19 protein-coding genes are annotated in these 19,974 nt (G+C 71.8%); 3 read left to right on the top strand and 16 right to left on the bottom strand.

The annotated features are described in order from the left end of the window. Position 1: 1 nt before the first annotated feature. Both F4692_RS13110 and F4692_RS13105 read right to left on the bottom strand, forming a co-directional pair. On the bottom strand, positions 2 to 187 hold the full coding sequence (locus F4692_RS13110) for a DUF5302 domain-containing protein (protein ID WP_179620057.1): 186 nt from the start codon (positions 185 to 187) through the stop codon (positions 2 to 4). Between the two features lie 65 nt (positions 188 to 252). Then, entirely contained in the window at positions 253 to 1,077 is an 825-nt protein-coding gene (locus F4692_RS13105; RefSeq protein ID WP_179620056.1) for a class I SAM-dependent methyltransferase, read from the bottom strand. A gap of 36 nt (positions 1,078 to 1,113) precedes the next feature. Between F4692_RS13105 and F4692_RS13100 the strand changes: the two genes are divergently transcribed. After that, positions 1,114 to 2,190: a hypothetical protein gene (locus F4692_RS13100; protein ID WP_179620055.1), complete on the top strand. Its 1,077-nt coding sequence runs from the start codon at positions 1,114 to 1,116 to the stop codon at positions 2,188 to 2,190. On the opposite strand, the gene F4692_RS13095 is transcribed toward F4692_RS13100, so the two are convergent. The 9 genes from F4692_RS13095 to F4692_RS13055 all read right to left on the bottom strand — a co-directional run bounded on the left by F4692_RS13095 (position 2,177) and on the right by F4692_RS13055 (position 12,365). Further along, positions 2,177 to 3,208, bottom strand: coding sequence for a MaoC family dehydratase (locus F4692_RS13095; RefSeq protein WP_179620054.1), 1,032 nt, complete (start codon positions 3,206 to 3,208; stop codon positions 2,177 to 2,179). The two genes, F4692_RS13100 and F4692_RS13095, sit on opposite strands and share 14 nt — an antisense overlap. Positions 3,209 to 3,265: 57 nt before the next feature. Further along, the gene (locus tag F4692_RS13090) at positions 3,266 to 4,123 is read right to left on the bottom strand and encodes a DUF1707 SHOCT-like domain-containing protein (protein ID WP_179620053.1); all 858 of its coding nucleotides are present in this window, start codon (positions 4,121 to 4,123) and stop codon (positions 3,266 to 3,268) included. 58 nt (positions 4,124 to 4,181) lie between these two features. Further along, positions 4,182 to 5,192 (bottom strand): sugar phosphate isomerase/epimerase family protein, encoded by a 1,011-nt coding sequence (locus F4692_RS13085; protein ID WP_179620052.1) that lies wholly within the window; start codon positions 5,190 to 5,192, stop codon positions 4,182 to 4,184. Then, a complete protein-coding gene (locus F4692_RS21830) occupies positions 5,192 to 6,352 on the bottom strand; it encodes a Gfo/Idh/MocA family protein (protein ID WP_179620051.1) in 1,161 nt (386 codons plus the stop codon). Before F4692_RS21830 ends, F4692_RS13085 begins: the two co-directional genes overlap by 1 nt. Before the next feature lie 30 nt (positions 6,353 to 6,382). After that, on the bottom strand, positions 6,383 to 7,225 hold the full coding sequence (locus tag F4692_RS13075; protein WP_179620050.1) for a sugar phosphate isomerase/epimerase family protein: 843 nt from the start codon (positions 7,223 to 7,225) through the stop codon (positions 6,383 to 6,385). A gap of 124 nt (positions 7,226 to 7,349) precedes the next feature. Continuing rightward, positions 7,350 to 8,600: a substrate-binding domain-containing protein gene (locus F4692_RS13070; RefSeq protein ID WP_179620049.1), complete on the bottom strand. Its 1,251-nt coding sequence runs from the start codon at positions 8,598 to 8,600 to the stop codon at positions 7,350 to 7,352. After that, positions 8,600 to 9,712: an ABC transporter permease gene (locus F4692_RS13065; RefSeq protein ID WP_179620048.1), complete on the bottom strand. Its 1,113-nt coding sequence runs from the start codon at positions 9,710 to 9,712 to the stop codon at positions 8,600 to 8,602. Before F4692_RS13065 ends, F4692_RS13070 begins: the two co-directional genes overlap by 1 nt. After that, positions 9,709 to 10,836, bottom strand: a complete 1,128-nt coding sequence (locus tag F4692_RS13060; protein WP_179620047.1) for an ABC transporter permease — start codon at positions 10,834 to 10,836, stop codon at positions 9,709 to 9,711. Before F4692_RS13060 ends, F4692_RS13065 begins: the two co-directional genes overlap by 4 nt. After that, complete coding sequence (locus F4692_RS13055; protein WP_218858411.1) at positions 10,833 to 12,365, bottom strand: sugar ABC transporter ATP-binding protein; 1,533 nt, start codon at positions 12,363 to 12,365, stop codon at positions 10,833 to 10,835. The genes F4692_RS13060 and F4692_RS13055 overlap by 4 nt, the downstream gene beginning before the upstream one ends. 95 nt (positions 12,366 to 12,460) lie before the next feature. Between F4692_RS13055 and F4692_RS13050 the strand changes: the two genes are divergently transcribed. Next, a complete protein-coding gene (locus tag F4692_RS13050; RefSeq protein ID WP_308645294.1) occupies positions 12,461 to 13,648 on the top strand; it encodes an ROK family transcriptional regulator in 1,188 nt (395 codons plus the stop codon). 19 nt (positions 13,649 to 13,667) lie between these two features. Here F4692_RS13050 and F4692_RS13045 read toward each other — a convergent pair whose 3' ends face one another. After that, complete coding sequence (locus F4692_RS13045; protein ID WP_179620045.1) at positions 13,668 to 14,864, bottom strand: acyl-CoA dehydrogenase family protein; 1,197 nt, start codon at positions 14,862 to 14,864, stop codon at positions 13,668 to 13,670. 131 nt (positions 14,865 to 14,995) lie between these two features. On the opposite strand from F4692_RS13045, the gene F4692_RS13040 reads away from it, so the two are divergent. Then, entirely contained in the window at positions 14,996 to 15,610 is a 615-nt protein-coding gene (locus F4692_RS13040) for a hypothetical protein (protein WP_179620044.1), read from the top strand. 11 nt (positions 15,611 to 15,621) lie between these two features. Here F4692_RS13040 and F4692_RS13035 read toward each other — a convergent pair whose 3' ends face one another. Genes F4692_RS13035 through F4692_RS13020 form a run of 4 tightly spaced genes read right to left on the bottom strand, consistent with a single transcriptional unit; the run spans position 15,622 to position 19,965 of the window. Then, positions 15,622 to 17,061, bottom strand: a complete 1,440-nt coding sequence (locus tag F4692_RS13035) for a phospholipase D-like domain-containing protein (protein ID WP_179620043.1) — start codon at positions 17,059 to 17,061, stop codon at positions 15,622 to 15,624. A 35-nt stretch (positions 17,062 to 17,096) separates the two neighbouring features. Continuing rightward, on the bottom strand, positions 17,097 to 18,164 hold the full coding sequence (locus F4692_RS13030) for a hypothetical protein (RefSeq protein ID WP_179620042.1): 1,068 nt from the start codon (positions 18,162 to 18,164) through the stop codon (positions 17,097 to 17,099). Beyond that, on the bottom strand, positions 18,161 to 18,403 hold the full coding sequence (locus F4692_RS13025; RefSeq protein ID WP_179620041.1) for a DUF6752 domain-containing protein: 243 nt from the start codon (positions 18,401 to 18,403) through the stop codon (positions 18,161 to 18,163). The genes F4692_RS13030 and F4692_RS13025 overlap by 4 nt, the downstream gene beginning before the upstream one ends. Continuing rightward, positions 18,400 to 19,965, bottom strand: coding sequence for a class I SAM-dependent methyltransferase (locus F4692_RS13020; RefSeq protein WP_179620040.1), 1,566 nt, complete (start codon positions 19,963 to 19,965; stop codon positions 18,400 to 18,402). The genes F4692_RS13025 and F4692_RS13020 overlap by 4 nt, the downstream gene beginning before the upstream one ends. Between the last annotated feature and the right edge of the window lie 9 nt (positions 19,966 to 19,974).

Below are 19,974 nucleotides of genomic sequence, written 5' to 3'. Positions count from 1 at the left end.
CTCAGACGCCGCCGCCACCGGCCTTGCGGCGGTGCATCGGCTTGGCGACGTTGGCGTTGGTGACCTCGGAGCCGTGCGCCTTCTCGCGCGAGTCGGCGCTGTCGTCGGGGTGGTGATGACCCTTCTTGCGATCGAGGGCCTCCCGCATCTTCGCCTTGAGGTCTGCGTTCGGGTCCTGATCAGCCATGGGGCTCCTCCTCATCGGTTGACGGACCCCCACCCTGCCAAACCCGGCCCAGCGGGTCGAGGGGATTAGCGGCGTGGCCCCGGCTTGCGCAGCACGTCCACCCGCGCGCCCAGCTTGCCCATCATCCGGTAGACCTGCCAGCGGCAGTCGCCGAGCATCACGTCGTACGCCTGGTCCCCGAACTCGGCCCGGTAGCGCTCGGGGTCGCGCTGGAGCCGCGCCAGGTGGAGCAGCGCGCGTCCGGCCGCGCCCTCCTGCTCCTGGCCCCACTCGCCCCACTCGCTGGAGAGGTCGAGGGTCGCGACCGTCTCGAGCCCGGAGGCCGCGATGGCGTCGTCGACGACCCGCGGCTCGGCCGAGGTCGCGACGACCCCCATCACGTCGAAGAGCCAGTCGGCCTCCGCGTCGGAGAGCAGGTCGGTGGCGACCGCCTGGTAGGCGACGACGTGCCCGCCCGGCCGCAGCACCCGGGCGAACTCAGCGTAGGCGTCGTCCGGGTGCTCGGCGTGGACCATGACGTCGCGGCACCACACCAGGTCGACCGAGGCGTCGGGCGCCGGGATCGCGGTGGCCGTGCCGCGCTCGAACGCCACCCGGGAGGCGATGTCGGTGACCAGGTCGCGACGCGCGGTACGGGCCAGGTCGAGGTGCCGCTGGACGGGGTCGATGCCCAGCACCCGGAACCCGAAGTGGGTCACGAGCCGGAAGGCGTACGCCCCCTCCCCGCACCCGACGTCGACGACCCGGCTGTCGGGGCGCAGGTCGAGCTCGCGCACCGCCTGCAGCAGCACGGAGGGGTCGCGCGGGGACAGGCTCTCGTCGAGCCGCGCCCCGAACGCGGCCTCCAGCCGCGGGTAGGCGTCGTAGAAGAAGTCACGGTCCCAGGCCACGGCCCGAGTCTGCCCGCCCCCGATAGGGTCACGGGCATGGCTCGCCGCGCGTTCCTCCACGTCGGGACGGCGAAGTCGGGCACGAGCTACCTGCAGGACCTGTGGTGGCGCCACCACGACGAGTTGCGCGACCGCGGCCTGCTCCTGCCCGGCGCGGGACGCCGCGACCACTTCACCGCCGCCGCCGTGGTGAAGGGGATGAGCGCCGTGCTCGACACCCTCAGCGACCGCGAGCAGGACGCGTGGCGCCGGGTCCTCGACGAGGCCGGCGACTGGTCCGGTGACGTGCTGGTCAGCAACGAGCACTTCGCCGACACCCCGGACCGGGCGGCACGTCGGGCCCTGTCGGAGCTCGCCGCCGTCGCCGGGGAGGTCCACGTCGTCGTCACCGCGCGCGACCTCGGCCGGGTCCTGCCCTCCGCCTGGCAGCAGCGGGTCAAGATGGGCGCGCGCCAGCCCTACCGCCGCTTCCTCGGCTCCGTGCGCCACGGTGAGGACGACCAGAAGTTCTGGCGCTACCAGGACGTCCCGGCCATCCTCCGGCGCTGGTCCGCGGACCTGCCCGCCGACCGCGTGCACCTCGTGGTGGTCCCCCCGTCGGGCGCCCCGCGCGACGAGCTCTGGCGGCGCAGCGCCGCCGTCCTCGGCGTCGACGTCGCGGGCCTCGACACCGAGGTCCGGCGGGCCAACGACTCCCTCGGCCTGGTCGAGGCCGAGCTGTTGCGGCGGATCAACGAGCGACTCCCCCGCGCCGGGCGTACGCCTGAGCTGACGCGCCGGATCAAGGGCACCTTCGTCCCCGAGGCACTCGCCGGCGCGGCACCGTCCGAGCCGTTCGTCCTGCCCGTCCAGCACGCCGGGTGGGTCCAGGAGCGCTCGGCGGAGATGGTGGCCAGCCTCCGGGCGGCCCCCTTCGACGTGGTGGGCGACCTCGACGACCTGCTGGCGGGTGCACCGCGTGAGGGACGTACGCCCGGCGACGCGACCGACGACGAGCTGCTGGCGGCCGCCCGTGAGGTCCTGCACCGGCTCGGCCACGACGGCGCCGACTCCCTCGACACGGCCCTGGACCTCGTCGCGGGCGACCTCGTCCGCCGGTTCAGCGCGGGATGAGCGCCCAGTAGTCGAGGTCGAGCAGCACGCCCGGGGCGTACTTCCGGTCGTCGCCGCGCAGGGTCATCGACTCGTCGCGCCCCTTGGTCGCCACCAGCCGCAGGCGCAGCGCGCCCACCCCGGGTGCATCGAGCTCGGTCTGGTCGAGCACCTCGGACCACGCGTGGACGGTGTCGCCGGCGAAGGCTGGAGCGACGTGGGCGCCGGCGTTGATCGCGGCCACGAGCTGCGCGTTGGCGAGCCCGTTGAAGGACAGCGCACGGGCGAGCGAGATCACGTGCCCGCCGTAGACGAGCCGGGTGCCGTCGGGGCGGGCGCCGGTGTCGAAGTGCACCTTGGCGGTGTTCTGCCACAGCCGGGTCGCCATCATGTGCTCGGCGTCGGTCAGGGTGACGCCGTCGACGTGGTCGATCCGCTCCCCCACCTCGTAGTCGCCGAGACGGTGCGGCTCACCGGCGGCCACGGTGTCGTACGCCGTCAAGTCGAGGCCCGCGGGCACGACGAGGTCGGCGGCGGCGACGGCGGGGGCGAGGTCCGGCACCACCGTGGCCGGCGCCGGCGCACCGGCGTCGCGCTTGTGCACCATCACCCAGCGCGCCCAGTCGACGACGACCTCGCCGCGCTGGTTGGTGGCCGTGGAGCGGACCCAGACGACCCCGGTCCTGCCGTTGGAGTTCTCCTTGACCCCGATCACCTCGGAGCGCGTGCGGAGCGTGTCACCGGGCACGACGGGCACGTGGAAGCGGCACTCGGCGTACCCGAGGTTCGCGACGGCGTTGAGCGAGACGTCGGGCACGGTCTTGCCGAAGGCGACGTGGAAGCCGACGAGCTCCTCGACCGGGTGCGCGGCCAGCCCGACGGACGCGGCGAACTCCGCCGACGACGGCAGCGCGAACCGGGTCGGGTAGATCGCGCCGTAGAGCGCCCGGTCCCCCTCGGTGATCGTGCGGGGGGTGGCGTGGTCGATGACCTGCCCGACGTGGAAGTCCTCGAAGAAGTGTCCGGCGTTCGTCTTCATGCCCGACATCGTGCCGCAGGCGCGACGACCGCAGTGGCCCCGGCGACGTGGACTACGTCACCCGTCGTAGGGGATGCGCAGCACCACCCGGTCCCCGGAGAGGGTGGTGCGGAGGTAGCCGTTCTCCTGGAACTCGTTGCCGACGTGGATGTTCAACGTCGTTCCGGCGGTCGGGTCGTCCCACAGCACGGCATGCGTGAAGACGCCGCGCTCGACCCCCAGGCTGCGCTCCGCGAGGCGGATGTTGGCCATCAGCCGGTCGGGGCCGATCGAGCCGAGGTCGACGAGAGCGGTGTGGAAGGGACTGGCCCCGCGCGGCCCCGAGGTCATCTCCCACGCCCCGTCCCAGGACCACGACTCGTAGCGCGGGCGCGAGCCGCGCACCGGGACGTCGACCGAGACCCGCTCGGGGTAGAAGGAGACGTCCCACGCGTCCCGCGTGCCGAACTGGCGCTCGTAGGCGCGCACGAAGCCGCGCACGTCGCGCGCGGTCATCTCGAAGGTCGGGGCGGGCGGCGCCTCGACCTCCTCGGCGGGCAGGGACGTCGTGCCGTCCGACGCGACGACGGCGGGGGTGTCGACCTCCGTGGGACCGACGGACGTGGCGAAGAGGGCGACGACGCCGGTGACGCCGACGCCGATCAGCGCCACGAACACGCCGAGCGCGACGAGCACGCCCGTCAGGTGCCGCGTCCGCGTCGGCCGGGCCGCCCGGACCTGCACCGGCGGCGCCGGTGCCGGCCGGTTCTGCAGGTCCCGCGTCAGCGTCTCGAGCTCGTCGAGGGTCTCCGCGGAGAGCGCGCGGGACACCCGCAGCTCACGGTCCGCGTCGTTGATCTGGCCGTCGACGTAGGCCGCCTCGATGACCTCGACGTAGCGGTCGCGGTCCGCATCCCTGGCGCGGAAGCCCCTCATGGGAGGGAGTGTAGGGCCGACCGCGCCCGAGGGGCTCGGACTGCGGCCGGGCCCTGCCTCAGGTCTCCGACTGCTTGCTGAAGTTGGCGTCGAACGACACCGCCGGCGGCTCGAAGTCGAGTGCGCGCAGGCGGGCGAGGGCCTCAGGCGCCCCGCGGAGCCGGTCCATCCCGGCGTCCTCCCACTCCACCGAGATCGGACCGTCGTAGCCGATCGCGGTGAGGGTGCGGAAGCAGTCCTCCCAGGGGATGTCGCCGTGGCCGGTGGACACGAAGGTCCACCCTCGCCGCGGGTCGTCCCAGGGCAGGTGCGAGGAGAGGATGCCGTTGCGGCCGCCGCCCATCCGCATCCGGGTGTCCTTGCAGTCGACGTGGTAGATCCGGTCGGCGAAGTCGGTGATGAACGCGACCGGGTCGATCCCCTGCCACATCATGTGGCTCGGGTCCCAGTTGATGCCGAACGCGGGCCGGTTGCCCACCGCGTCGAGCGCGCGCCGCGTCGTCCAGTAGTCGTAGGCGATCTCCGAGGGATGCACCTCGTGGGCGAAGCGCACGCCGCACTCGTCGAAGACGTCGAGGATCGGGTTCCACCGGTCGGCGAAGTCCTGGTAGCCGGCCTCGATCCGCTCCGCCGGCACCGGCGGGAACATCGCGACGTACTGCCAGATCGATGACCCGGTGAAGCCGACGACGGTCCGCACCCCGAGCCGCTGGGCGAGGCGTGCGGTCAGCTTCATCTCCTCGGCCGCCCGCTGGCGTACGCCCTCGGGGTCCCCGTCGCCCCACACGCGCTCGCGCACGATGGCCTGGTGACGGAAGTCGATCGGGTCGTCGCAGATCGCCTGCCCGGTGAGGTGGTTGGAGATCGCGTGGAGCTGCAGGCCGTGCCGCTCCAGGATGCCGAGCCGCTCGGCGACGTAGTCGTCGTCGTCCCAGCGCCAGGCGTCGAGGTGCTCGCCGGAGACCGCGACCTCGAGCCCGTCGTACCCCCACTCGGCCGCGAGCCGGGCCACCTCCTCGAGCGGCAGGTCGACCCACTGGCCGGTGAAGAGCGTGAACGGTCGACCCATCAGGCCAAGCCCCGCTCGACCTCGACGCAGCTGCCTGCCTGCGCGGCGCTGGCCTCGATCGCGGCGAGCACGCGCTGCACGGCGAGCCCGTCCTCGAACGACGGCGTCGGCTCCTGCCCGGCGGCGAGCGCGGTGAGGAAGTCGGAGGCCTGGTTGGTGAAGGTGGCGTCCCAGCCCAGCACGTGGCCGGGCGGCCACCAGCCGTCGATGTAGGGGTCGCCCGGGTCGGTGACCAGCCGACGGCAGAAGGTGCTGGCGCCGTCGAGCGCGACGTCGAGGTGGTTGAGCGACTCGAGGTCGAAGCGGACCGCGCCGGTGCTGCCGTAGACCTCGATCTCGAGCGCGTTCTTGCGCGCGGAGGCCATCCGGGAGACCTCGAGGCTGACGACGGCTCCGCGATCGGTGCGCATCGTGCTCCACGCCGCGTCGTCGACGGTCACGTCCTCCATGCCGGACTCGCCGGCACGCTGCGGGACGAAGGTCTGGGTCATGGCGTTGACGGCCGTGACCTCGTGGCCGGTCAGGTAGCGGACCTGGTCCACGGCGTGCGAGGCGAGGTCGCCCAGCGCACCGGAGCCGGCGAGCTCTCGGCGCAGCCGCCACGTCATCGGGGCCGCGGCGTCCGCGAGCCAGTCCTGCAGGTACGACACCCGCACCTGCCGGACCTCACCGATCCGACCGGCGGCGATGTGCTGGCGCGCCAGCGCGAGGGCGGGGACGCGGCGGTAGTTGAAGCCGACCATCGAGTGCACGCCGCGCTCACGGGCCGCGCGGGCGGTGGCGACCATCTTCTCGGCCTCGGCGAGGCTGTTGGCCAGGGGCTTCTCCGCGATCACGTGCTTGCCGGCCTCGAGGGCGGCGATGGCGACCTCGGCGTGCAGGTGGCCGGGGACGCAGACGTCGACGATGTCGATGTCGTCGCGCTCCAGCACCGCGTGCCAGTCGGTGGCCGACTCGGACCAGCCGTACTGCCCGGCGGCCGAGGCGACCGCGTCGGCGTCACGTCCGACCAGCACCTGCAGGCGAGCGCCGGGCGCGCCCGGGTGGAGGGCTGCGACGTTGCGCCATGCGTGGGAGTGGGCCTTGCCCATGAAGGCATAGCCGATGACGGCGACCCCCGGGGACCCGGCGGCGCCCGATGCGCTGGGTGTGCTGGTCACGTGGTTCTCCTGACTTGCGGTGACGGGCGCTCAGACGAGCGTCCGGAGGAAGGACAAGCCGTCTCGGGCGAGCTCGTCCTGGGTGGGTGCCAGCGGCCGCCAGATGGAGGCCGCGGTGGCGATGGAGGCGTTGTCCGCGGTGAAGCTCTCGATGACGAGCGGCCCGTCGTAGCCGACCTCGTCGAGGGCGTCGACGAAGGCCTTCCAGTCGGTCTGGTCGCCACCGGGGGCGCCGCGGTCGCTGCCGCACACCTGCACGTGCGCGAGGTGGCTGCCGGCGGCGCGGATCGCGTCGCCGCTGGAGCGCTCCTCGATGTTGAGGTGGTAGCTGTCCAGCGCGAGCCCGAGCCCGTCACCGAGGAGGGGGTCGAGGGCGGTGAGCGCCTGGTCGACCGTGTTGATGAGCGAGGTCTCGTAGCGGTTCAGCGGCTCGATGCCGAGGCGTACGCCGCGGCTCGCCGCGTGCTCGACCACGGGGGCGAGGTGCTCGCGCAGGTCGGCGTACGCCGTCGCGCGCTGCTCGGCGTCCATGCGCCAGACCCGCCCCGTGGAGGCGTAGAACGGGCCGCAGACCGAGGCGGCCCCGACGCCCGCCGCGAAGTCGACGCAGGCGCGGAGGTAGTCCTGGGTGTCGGCGACGCAGGACGCGTCGACGAGGTCGCGCCCGGGCGCCATCGCGCCCACCACGCACGGCGTCAGCCCGGTCTCGGCCAGGACGTCGGCGACGACGTCGACGGTGAGGTCACCGGGGTTCTCCAGGGGCAGCTCGACCGCGTCGAACCCCATGTCCGCGATGCTGCGCAGCCGGTCGGCCACCCCAGCGTCGGTGAGCGGTGAGGTCCAGACCCACGTGTTGACGCCGATCTTGCGCATGTGGTGGCCGTCCTTCCAGAGGGCGTGTGCCGCCGGTGGGCCGGGCGCGGAGCCCGGCCCACCGACGCGTTCGGTGGTGCTTCAGGTGCTGCTCCAGAGGAGCGTCAGTGCTGCTGGTGCCGGATCAGGGGATCTGGCGCTCCTGCCACACCTCGGGGTAGCCCACCAGGTCCTCGCCGCCGAACTTGGCGTAGTGGCCGTCGGGCATGCCGTCGTTGGCCTCGAGGTAGTCGGCGCGCTCGTCCTCGGTGATCGGCGTCTGGGGCAGGACCCACTCCTTCGGGACCTCCTCGCCGGCCCAGATCTTCTGGAGGGCGAGCAGCGGCGTGCGCCACTGGAAGTTGGAGTAGACGGGCGCGAGGCCGGTCAGGCCGGTCTCCTCCCACTTGCGCAGGAAGCTCATCTCGTCCTCACCGGTCATGACCGGCAGGTCGGCGCCGAAGTCCTCGAAGGCCTCGATGGCGGCGACGGCACCGTCACCGGCGTCCATCCAGACGCCCTGGATCTCGCCCTTGTTGAGCTCGTCGGTGATGAACGTCTTGATCTCGGTCGGGTCGGCGCCGGTGAAGAAGTCGACCGCCTCGATGCCGTTCTCGTCGAAGATCTTCTCGGCGGCGGCCCAGCGCTGCTCGAGCACGTCGACGCCGGGCAGGATGCGCAGCGCGACGACCTTGTCGCCCTCCTCGAGGTTGTCGACGAGGAACTCGGCGGTGTCGATGCCCCACGCGAAGCCACCGATCGGGTGGATGAACGAGGTGGCGCAGTCGGTGTTGACGCCGCGGTCGAAGACGACGACCGGCTTGCCGGTCTCGCAGGCACGCTCGACGGCGTCGGTCATGGCCGCCGTGGAGTTGGGCGAGATGATGAAGGCGTCGCAGTTGCCCTCGGAGATGAAGTAGTCGATGTCGGCGATCTGGGTGTTGTCGTCGTCACCGGCGTCACGGGTCTCCATCTCGGAGATGACGCCCTCCTCCTGCAGGGCCTTGAGCTGCTGGTTCATGGTGATCCAGCCGGTCTGGCGCCACGGGTTGGAGATCGAGGCGTTGGCGAAGCAGGCCTTGCCCGCCTTGTTGGACTTGTACTCCGACGTGTCGGTCATCTCGCCGTCGATGTACTGCAGGTACGGCGTCTCGGGGTCACCCTCGAAGGTGGCCGAGCGCTGCTCGTACTGCTCGTCGTAGACGGCCTGGTCGAACCACTCCTGCTCTCCCCCTTCCGCCGGGCTCTCCTCGGACTCCTCGGGAGCCGAGGTCTCTGAGCTCTCCGAGCCCGAGTCGGTGTCCGTCGGGTCCTCGGTGCTGCAGGCGGTGGCGACCACCCCGAGCAGCAGGGCCGAAGCCACGGCGATCGGCGCGCGGTGGATCTTTCTGCGCATCACTTTTCTCCTGTTTCAGTGCCCGGGTGGGCAGGGGTGGATGGTGGTGCTGGTGCTGCTGGTGGAGATGTCCGAGAGGGCCGCCGACCGAGTGACCAGGCGCGACCGGCAGCGGCCACGGCGAGGATGATGATCACTCCCTGCACCGTCGGCCTCCAGGTGGATTCGACCTCCTGGAAGTTGAGGAACGAGAAGAGCAGCTCGAGGGCGAAGGCGCCGGCGGCCGCGGAGAGCAGCCAGCCCCGGCCGCCGCCGAGCACGACGCCGCCCAGCACGACGGCGGTGATCGCCTGGAACTCGTAGCCCGCGCCCACCGAGGGGTGCACGCCGGCGTAGCCGACGAGCAGGATGCCGGCGACGGTGGCCGAGAGGGATGAGAGCATGAAGGCCCGGGTCTTGACCCACCACACGTGCGCGCCGGCGAGCCCGGCGGCGTCGGGGTTGTCGCCCGTGGCGATGATCGTGCGACCGAAGGGCGAGCGCATCAGCCACACGCCGCCGGCCATGATCGCCACGAGGATGATCACGGAGTAGGGCAGGACCTCGATCACCGGGACGTCCTGGATGCCGCCGCGACCGATCTCGCGGAAGGTGTCGACGGGGTTGCCCGTGGCGGCGCCGCCGGTGAGGTAGCGCACGAGCCCGCCCAGGGCGAGCATCGTCCCGAGGGTGACGATGAAGCTCGGCACCTTGAGCAGGGTGGTGCCGAGGCCGTTGACGAGCCCGACCACCGCGCCGACGAGCAGCATCAGCACGAGCGCGGGGAGCACGCGGCCCTCGTCCTGCCCGATGTAGTTGCCCGCGATGACGACCTGCGTCGCGATCACCGCCCCCATCGAGAGGTCGAACTCGCCGGAGACGATCACGTAGTACTGGCCCATCGCCGCGATCGCGATCGGCGCGGTGCGGCCGATGAACCGGATCAGCTGCGGCGGGTCGCCGAAGTTGGGGTTGATCGCGACGACCGCGACGAACAGGACGGCGGCGAGGATGAAGACGGCGCCGCCCGGGGTCAGCGCGCCGCGCAGCAGGCGCTGGACGAGCGAGCCCTCGGTGAGCGGCAGCGCGCGGCCCGCGGACGGGCGCGACGGAGTCGAGGTCGCGGTGCTCATGCGGCCCCTCCCTTCTGGTTCGTGCCGAGGCTCGCGCCCAGCGGTCCCGAGCCGCCGAAGCGGGGTGGGCGGCGCACGACGCTGCGGCGGGCGTACACGGCGACGGCGAGGACGATCACGAGACCGCGCACGAAGTCCTTGAGGAACGGGTTGACCTGCATGACGCCCATGACGTTGTCGAGGACGGCGAAGATCGCGACGCCGCCGATCGTGCCGATGACGCTGCCCTTGCCGCCGGCGAGCAGGGTGCCGCCGAGCACGACGGCCGCGATGGAGAGCAGGTCGTAGCGGCCCTGGGAGCCGATCGTCGGCAGGCCGACCCCGGTGCGGGAGAGCAGCAGCAGCGCCGCGAAGCCCGCGAGGACCGAGCACATCACGTGGGCGGCCACGACCGGCACCACGGTGCGTACGCCCGACATCCGCGCGACGTCCTGGTTGCCGCCGATCGCGTAGAGGTGGTGGCCCAGCCGGGTGTAGCGCAGCAGGAGCGTGACCAGCGCCGCGGCGACCAGCAGGATGATGAACGCCGTCGGGATGATGCCGGCGATCCCGCTGCGACCGAGGAGCTCGAGGTCGGGCGAGGCGTCGCCGTGGCTGCCCTGGTAGTTGGTGCCGAGGTAGCCGCTGACGACGAGGCCGATGCCGAGGCTCGCGATGAAGCCGTGGACGTGCAGCACGCCGACCAGCAGGCCCATCACGAGGCCGATGAGCGCGCACAGGCCGAGGGTGTTGACCCCCGCGGCGGGCAGGTTGGAGTCGAGCCCCTTCATCCCGCCCGCGGCGATCACCGTGGCGAGGCTGACGACGTAGGGCACCGAGAGGTCCAGGCTGCCGACGAGGATCACGAGGGTCTGGCCGATGGCGATCAGGCCGAGCACGCTCATCGCGGTGAGGACCGCCCAGATGTTGCCCTGGCTGAAGAAGTTGCGGCCCTCGATCGCGGTCAGCACGACCGACGCGGCGATGACGCCGACCAGCACGAGGTAGATCAGGCTGGTCGAGCTGAGCCCGCCGGTGTTCCTGGGGCGGGCGGCGCGGCGCCGGCGCACCGACTCGCGCGGCTCGGGGGCGGTGGGGGTCTGGCCGGGCGTCTGGCCGGGACTCTGGGCGGCGGTGGCGCTCATGCCGCGTCCTCCTCGCTCGTCGCGCCGGTCGCCATCGCGAGCACGGCCTCCTCCGTCGAACCCGCGGGCAGCTCGCCCGCGAGGCGGCCGTCGCGCATCACGAGGATGCGGTCGGACATGCCGATCACCTCGGGCAGCTCGCTGGACACCATCAGCACGGCGACGCCCTGCCGGGTCAGCTCGCGCATCAGCTCGTAGACGCGGTGCTTGGCGCCGACGTCGATGCCGCGGGTGGGCTCGTCCATCAGCACGACCAGCGGGTCGATGCTGAGCCAGCGGGCGAGCACGACCTTCTGCTGGTTGCCGCCGGAGAGGAACTGCACCTCCTGGCCGAGGCTGGCGGCGGCGACGTCGAGGTTGGACAGCACCTCCGGCATCTCGCGGCGGGCCTGACCCGTGCGGCGCGGGAAGACCGAGCGCACGACGCCGAGCGCGTTGTCGAGGATCGACTGGTTGAGGGCGAGGCCCTTGGCCTTGCGGTCCTCGGTGATGAAGGCGAGGCGGGCGCGTACGCCCTGGCGCGGGCTGCTCACCTTGAGCGGCGCGCCGTCGAGGGAGATGCTCCCGCGCGCCACCGGGTGGACGCCGAAGACCGTCTCGAGCAGCTCGGTGCGACCCGAGCCCTGCAGCCCGGCGAGACCGACGATCTCGCCGGCCCGGACGTCGAGCGACACGTCGTCGACGTAGCCGTTGCCGACGCCGCTCAGCGCCAGGCGGACCTCGCCGACCTCCACGTCCACGGGCTTCTCCGGGAAGTAGGTGGTGAGCGGACGACCGACCATGAGGCGGACCAGCTCGGCCTCGGACAGCTCGGCGGCCGGCCGGGTGGCGACGTGCTGGCCGTCCTTGAGGATCGTGATGGTCTGGCAGAGGTCGAAGATCTCCTTGAGCCGGTGCGAGACGTAGACGATCGCCACGCCGCGCTCGGTGAGCCGCCGGATGATCGAGTAGAGCAGCTCGACCTCGTGGTCGGCGAGCGCCGCGGTGGGCTCGTCCATCTGGATCACCTTGGCGTCGAAGCTGACCGCCTTGGCGATCTCGACGATCTGCTGCTCGGCGACCGAGAGGCTGCGCACGAGGGTGCTCGCCTTGAGGCCGGACACGCCGAGGCCGGTGAGCAGCTCCTCGGTGTCGCGGCGCATCCGGGCGGTGTCGACGGGACCGGCCCTGCCGAAGCGCCGGGGCTCGCGGCCGAGCCAGATGTTCTCGGCGATCGTGCGCTCGAGGAGGAGGTTGAACTCCTGGAAGACGGTCGACACGCCGGCGCGCTGCGCCTGCACGGGGTGGCTGAACGAGACCTGCTCGCCGGCCACGACGATCGTCCCGCCGTCGGGGGTGTAGACGCCGGCCAGCATCTTCATCAGCGTCGACTTGCCGGCGCCGTTCTCGCCGACGAGTCCGTGGACCTCGCCGGCGCGCAGGGTCAGGTCGAGGCCGTCGAGGACGGTGTTGCCGAAGAAGCTCTTGGTCATGCCAGTGGCGACCAACGCGTCCGGTGCGGCGTTCGCGGGGGTGGTGTCAGGGGGCACGGCGTCACTGTGGCACGCGTCACGGGCTTTTGTCGAGCGACTCTCAAAAGTCTTAGGCCTAGCGTGCAAAGTCGTGCATGTGCTTGACTCCGGCGGTGCGCACCGGTGAGCTCTTCGATCTCCTCCGTGACGGAAGGCCCTGGACCCGCGCCCAGCTGGCCGAGGCGACGGGTCTGGCGCGCTCGACGATCACCGCCCGCATCGACACGTTGATGCGCCTGGGGCTCGTCGCCCCGTTCGGTGGCGCCCGCTCGACCGGTGGCCGACCCCCGGCCCTCTTCGCGCTGAACCCGACCGCCAAGCTCGTCGTGGGCGTCGACATCGGCGCGACGCACGCGAGCGCCGCCCTGACCGACCTCAACGGCTCGATCCTCGGCGAGGTCGACGCGCAGATCGCGGTCGCCGACGGCCCCGAGGCGGTGCTGAGCTGGGTGCTGGAGTCGGTGCGCGAGCTCGTCGCCGCCACGGAGCGCCCGATCGAGGACCTCGCCGCGATCGGCATCGGCCTGCCCGGACCGGTCGAGCACTCCACCGGCCGCCCGATCAACCCGCCGATCATGCCCGGGTGGGACCGCTTCGACGTCCCCGGGCACCTCCAGCAGACCTACCCCGTGCCCGTCCTGGTCGACAACGACGTCAACATCATGGCCCTCGGCGAGCGCCGCAGGCACCTGCGCGACGTCGACGACCTCGTCCTGATCAAGGTCGCGACCGGCATCGGCGCCGGCATCGTGTCCGGCGGCATCCTCCAGCGCGGTGCGCAGGGCACCGCCGGCGACCTCGGCCACGTCCGCGTCCCCGGCGCCGACGACGTCCCCTGCCGCTGCGGCAACTCCGGCTGCCTCGAGGCGGTCGCGGCGGGACCGGCGCTGGCCACGGCCGTACGCGCCCAGGGCGAGGACGCCGAGACCGGCGGCGACGTGGTCGAGCTGGTCCGCTCGGGCAGCCAGGCGGCCATGGCGGTCGTCCGGCAGGCGGGCCGCGACATCGGCGAGGTCGTCGCGACGATGGTCAACCTCATCAACCCGTCGGTCGTCGTCATCGGGGGCCAGGTGGCCGGCGCGGGCGAGCACCTGCTCGCCGGGATACGCGAGTCGGTCTACCAGCGGTCGCTACCGCTGGCCACCGAGCACCTGCGCATCGTGACCTCACGCGCCGGCGGCGAGGCTGCCGTGCTCGGCGCCTCCGCGCTCGCGATCGAGCACGTCCTGTCCCCCGACGTCGTCGAGGCGGCCAGCGAGGCGCTGGCCGCGGCGGACGCCGAGGCCGAGGCCCGCGCCTGACGCTCCCCCGCCCGCGGGCTCAGCGCAGCCGGTAGTCCTTGAGCAGGCTGCGACCGATGATCATCTTCTGGATGTCGGAGGTGCCCTCGCCGATGAGCATGAACTTGACCTCGCGCATCAGCCGCTCGATCTCGTACTCCTTGGAGTAGCCGTAGCCGCCGTGGATGCGGAACGAGTCCTCGACGACCTCGTTGGCGTTCTCGCTCGCGACCATCTTGGCCATCCCGGCCTCGACGTCCATGCGCTGGCCGGTGTCCTTGAGGCGGGCGGCCTTGACCATCATCGTGTGGGCGACCTCGACCTTGGTGGCCATCTCCGCGAGCCGGAACAGCACCGCCTGGTGCTCCGCGATCGCCTTGCCGAAGGTCTTGCGCTGCTGGGCGTAGGCGATGGCGAGCTCGAAGCCGCGCCACGCCAGCCCGCACGCGCGTGCCGCGACGTTGACACGGCCGACCTCGACGCCGTCCATCATCTGGAAGAAGCCCTTGCCGGAATCCCCGCCCAGGACCTGGTCCGCGGAGATGCGGTGGCCCTCGAGGACGAGCTCGGTGGTCTCGACGCCCTTGTAGCCCATCTTGTCGATCTTGCCCGGCACGGTGACCCCCTGCGCGGTCTCGCCGAACCCGGGCTCCTTCTCGACGAGGAAGGTGGTCATGTTCTTGTAGACCGAGTCGGCACCCTCGTCGGTCTTGGTCAGCAGCGCGACCAGGGTGGAGGTGGCGCCGTTGGTCAGCCACATCTTCTGCCCCGTGATCGAGTACGACCCGTCGTCCTGCACGGTGGCCTTGGTGGACACCGCGGACACGTCGGAGCCCAGGCCGGGCTCGGACATGGAGAACGCGCCGCGGACCTCGCCGGTCGCCATCCTCGGCAGGTACTTCTCCTTCTGCGCCTGCGTGCCGTGCTGGACGAGCATGTAGGCCACGATGAAGTGCGTGTTGATCACGCCCGAGACGCTCATCCACCCGCGCGCGATCTCCTCGACCACCAGGGCGTACGTCAGCAGGCTCTCGCCGAGACCACCGAACTCCTCGGGGATCGTCAGGCCGAACACGCCGAGCTCCTTGAGCCCCTCGATGATCTCGGTCGGGTACTCGTCCGCGTGCTCGAGCTCCTGGGCCACCGGGATGATCTGCTCGTCCACGAACTGGCGCACGGCCTTGAGGATCTCGGTCTGGTCCTCGGAGAGGCCGTCGGTCTGGCAGAGGCGGGGCATGCGGGGCTCCTGTGCGCTCGCGGCTGGATCGCTCGGAGTCTAGTTATCGATCGTTCACCGTGGGCAGGGCGGCGGGGCGAGACGGTCGTCACACGCCCCAGCGTCGGGCGTGACGTGAGAGACTGGAGTGCATGCGACTCACCCGTGCGATCGGACCAGCCCTCGGCGCCTCACTCGTCCTGCTCGCCGGAGCGTGCGGGCAGGACTCGGGCGACTCCCCCGACAGTGCGAGCGACCCGTCGGCGAGCGCCTCACCCAGCGAGACCACCACCGAGACGCCCGCGGCGCCGGTCGACCCGATCGACTTCGGTGACGAGCCCGCGGTCGAGGCGACGTACAAGAAGGCCGCGCTGCGCGCCGTCGACGACGACCTCATCACGATGGTGCCCTCGACGCTGCCCGACGGCTGGACCACGGTCGGGGGCGGCTACCAGCCCGACCCGCAGTGGTGGCGCATGGAGTTCACCGCGCCCACCGGCGACGTGGTGCTCGACCAGCTGCCCGGCACCGCCGACGAGGCGCTCGGCTCCGCGTCCGGCCTGACGAGCGTCGAGGCCGTCGACCTCACCGACTGGGGCACCGGCCCGTGGGCCGCGTGGGACCACAGCGGCGCAGCCGTGCTGGCCTACGACCTCAAGGGCAGCACCGTCGTGCTGCAGGGTCCCGACGTGGAGACGGTCCGCAGCCTCGCCGAGTCACTCCTGCCGGCGGAGGACGCGTCGAAGGCGTCCGGCCGCGAGGGCTGAGACCCGCTCGGTCAGTCGTTCTCCCAGGTCGGGCCGCCCGGCGTGAGCCGGTCCGGCTCGATGGTGGTGACCGGCTTGCTGCCGACCCGGCGGCCGTTGACCGTCTTCCACTCCGAGTACGTCGTGGTGTAGGCGTCGCGGCTGAAGGGCTTCTTCCACATCAGGTTGAAGTTCTTCAGGTAGTCGCGCACCACGCCGCGGCCGTGGACGTTGAACATGATCTCGTCCTGCGGCGTGCCGAGGCTCGACCAGTTGGTCGACCCGGTCCACACGATGTTGCTGTCGACGTTGCCCTTGTAGGAGCCCTTGAGCACGAAGTACTTGTGGTGCGTGTAGCGCTCGATGCTCTCGGGCATGTTGTCGATCTCGGGGTCGCCCGTCGGGACGTCGTCGGCCAGGTTGAACCCGGTCGAGCGCAGCGGCACGCGGCCGCGCGCGGTCGGGGCGCCGATGTGCTGCTTGGTGTGGAAGCCCATCAGGCCGTAGTTGACACGCAGCGCGCAGCCCTGGGCGTACAGGTCGCGGAGCTTGTCGGCGATGTAGTTGCCTCGCCCGCCGCGCATGGTGTGCATCGACAGCGCGAGACGGGTGCGGCGCTGCACGCCGGCGGCGTCGGTGTAGACGCACTGGACGTTGTTGAGGATGTCGAGGACGACGTCCTTGCCGGGCGTGGTGTGGCGCGGGAAGACGACGTTGTAGTACTTCTGCTGGTCGCCGGCCGGGCAGTCGCGGCCGTTCTCGCAGAAGACGTAGGAGGCACGGCGCTTGTCCCAGTCGGGACGCATGTCGTTGAACAGCTGGACGAACTCGTTGTAGAGCGTCTTCTTGCCGACCGTGGTCCAGAGGTCGTTCCACTGCCAGCGTACGGCGTTGAGCGTCATGTTGTAGGAGCCGAGCATGACGACGTTGCGGTTCCGGCCGGTCTTGCTGAACAGGTAGAACTTGCTGTGCAGGTTGTTGTACTCGTTCTCGTCGGCCCGGCACCCCGAGACGCAGCGCTTGAGGAAGCTCTTCTTCTTGGTGTTGGCGCCGAGCACCTTCTGGATCCGGGTCTGCGCGCTCGGGACGAGATGGTCGTTGAGGAGCACCTTGACCTTGACGCCGCGCTTCTTCGCGCGGATCAGCTCGTCGGCGAAGACCTGCCGGTCGAGGGAGTAGGCCGAGATCGTGATCTTCTCGCCCTTGGGCGTGTTGCGGATGGCCCGCAGCACGTGGCGCTCGATGACGAAGCGGTCCTTCGGGATCATCGGGTTGTTGAACTTCGGCCCCGTCGGGACCTTCCACTTCTTGTTGGGCTTGCCGGCCTTGCGTGCGGCCGGGGCGACCGGGGCCTTGGCTGCCGGGGCGGCGCTCGACGCGGGGGCCGGCGCCGACGTGGTCGCAGCGGTGGCGGGGCCGAGCGACGCCGTCAGCGCGACGGCAGCCGTCAGGGCAATGAACTTCGAACGCACAACAACACTCCTCAGGGTGCCCTCCGGCACCCGGGTCAGCGACTCCCCCGGGACCGCGGCACCACGTCCTGGGTGCTCGCGCGGACGTCCGCCACGATATCAGCGACCATCCGGGCGGCCGATTCGGCGATCTCCTGCGCCGAGACCGTTCCGGGGAGGCGTCCGCGGGCGGCCGCGCCGCCCCCGGAGAGGCCGGCGAGGTCGCCCAGCACGTGGAACCCTCGCTCGCGCACGAGCGCCGTCGCCGCCGCGTCTAGCTCCTCGAAGCGGGCGCGGTGCTGCTCGGGCAGGCCCGCCCGCTCGCGGGGCTGCCGGGCGAGCAGGTCCTCGGCGAGGTAGCCGCGGATCCACGTGCCGCGCTCCTGCGCGGAGTACTTCGGGAGGTACTGGTTGACCAGGCGCAGGGTCTCGACCTGGACGATGCCGAGGGCGGGGTTGACCGCGTCGTCGGGTGCGGCGTACGCCGCGGGGTCGAGGCCGAGCACCTGCGCGAAGTGCCGCCAGTGCAGCCCGCGCGGCTCGCCGGGCCCGGGCATCACGAGGACGTGCACGCGCTCGGCCGGCAGGTCGGGCGTCCAGCGCTCGAGCACCCCGGCGAGGTCCCAGGTGCGCATGCTGAACTCCGGGCCGCCGGCGGGCTCGCCCGCCATCACCTCGTCGAGGCCGACGGTGCTGCCGTTCTTGACCGACTCCTGCCACCCGGCGAGCACCGTGCTCGCCGCGTCGCGGGCGGTGACGACGAGGTGCACCTCGGCCTCGCCGAACGCGGCGAGCGCGCGGGCGGCCTGCCCGGCGCTCGCGCCGCAGAAGAACTCGTGGGTGATCAGCACGTCGGACTGCTGGGCCCTCGCCTCGTCGACGAGGCGCTGCCAGGCGCCGGGTGCGTCGGGGTGGCGCTTGGCCAGGCGGGGTCGCTCCTGGAGGTCGAGTGCTGCCCAGAGGTGCTCGCGGTGCCCGAACCCGGGCAGGTGCACCCCGGCGGAGCGCAGCCGGTCGCGGTTGCTCCACACCACCTGCTGGAGGTAGGTCGTGCCGGTCTTGGGCAGGCCGATGTGGAGGAAGACCCGGCGTGGCCCGCCGGCGCCCCGGGAGCCTGGGCTCAAGAGAAGTCCCCGCGGTACTTCCCGAGCAGCTCCTCCAGCCTCTCCTCGTCGCGCGCGGCGACCGGCAGCAGCAGCTCGGTCACGACGTCGGTGAGCTCGGCCAGCCGCACGTTGAGGGCGCGGTTCTCCTGCACGGCCTCCTCGAGGGCGGCCACCCGCTTCTCGAGGTCGCCGCCGCCGAGCCCGGCCCGGTTCCCCACACGGTTGCCACGTCCGAACATGTCAGCTCCCCACCTCACGCGTTCCAGTCGATGATCATGCGGCACACCTGCGAGCTCCCGGGCTCGGCCGACACCCGGGTGCGTACGTCCTCGAGCACGCGGCCACCGGACTCCGCCACCTCGGCGAGCACGATCGCCGGGTCGAGCGGCTTGCGGGCACCGGTGCGGCGAGCGTAGCCGTCGCGGCCCTTCTCGCTCAGGAACTGCAGGTGCAGGGTGCCGTCGGTGCCCGCGAGCACCATCCGGGACGCCCGCAGCATGTTGAGGCGACCGCGCCGCCCCAGCCGCTCCACCACATGCACGCACCCGACGGCCCGGGGGCCGGGCATCCGGGCGATCCAGGCCGGGACGGCCAGCACGTGGCGCAGCTCGAGGAGGTTGAACAGCTGGAACGTCGCCCGCGGGTCGTCCGCACGGCGCTCGGCCTCGGCGTCGTAGGCGTACGGCTGGAAGTCGAGGCCGACGGCGTTGACGCCCCGGTCGGCGAAGAACGCCACGTCGGCCCCCCGGCCGCACCCGATGTCGACGTAGGTCGCGAGGTCCGGGTGCCGCTCGGCCACCTGCCGGGCGACGTCGGTGACCGACGGCTCCAGGTGGATGGTGCGCTTGTGGTAGCCGTGCCAGCCCGCGCGGCCGGTGCGCATGCCGCGGAACCACCCGTTGAACAGCTCGATGGTGCTCGCCGGGGTGGTGAACTTGTAGGCCGGGTCCGGCACGCGCCACCGCGGCCCGTAGGTCGCGGTGAGGAACTTGTCGGCGTTGGCCGGCACCGGGAACTCGCGGCCCTCGAGCGAGGCCCGGCCGAGGGGGTAGATCCAGTCGCGCCGGAACGGCACGGCGATCTCGCCCATGAGGTAGAGGATGCCGTCGCGCATGAAGCCGCCGAACACGTCGAGGCCGCGGTCGAGGCCGTCGCTCTCCTCCACGTGGACCTTCAGGGCGATCGCGGAGTAGCGGGTGACGCGGTAGCCCATGTCGGTGAGCGCGCGCTGGATCCGGAACGACTCCCGGATCACGTCGACGGGGTGGTCGTGGGAGCTGACGTAGCCCAGGTCGGCGTCGCTGTCGTGGCCGATGAGGCCGCCGTCGCGGATCGCGCCGAGCGCGGTGCCGTAGGCCAGGAACGCGTCGAGGCCCACCGCACGGAGCGCCCCGAGGACCTCGTCGATCGCGTCGAGGAGCGGCTCGACCTGGGCGGCGTCGCGGGTGTCGAAGGTCTCGACGAGCTTGAGCGACTTGTCGATCGCGAGGGGGCGTCCGGCCGGGTTGACCACGTCGATCCGCTCGGGCCGGTCGCCAAACCGGACGGTCTGGGAGTAGAGGACCGTGTCGGTGCCGGGGTCGGTCATCGTCACGTCGGTGACGCCGTCGAGGAACGGGCGCAGCGGCTTGGGCCACACCACGTGGACGCCGTCCTCGCGCTGCTCCCCGTCGCGGACGAGCCAGAAGGACCAGATCCGCCGGCCGTCGAAGGCGATGTCGACGAGCCGCTCGCGCGACGCGCCGAGGACGATGGCGTCGCCGTCGATCCGGAGGACGTCCAGCGCGCCGGGACGCCGCAGCTGGCTCAGGGACCTCACGCGGCGGAG

The sequence above is a fragment of the Nocardioides cavernae genome, assembly GCF_013410035.1.
GTDB lineage: Bacteria > Actinomycetota > Actinomycetes > Propionibacteriales > Nocardioidaceae > Nocardioides > Nocardioides cavernae_A.
Note: the sequence above shows the minus strand (reverse complement) of the source record. Positions and strands in the feature narration are given on the sequence as shown.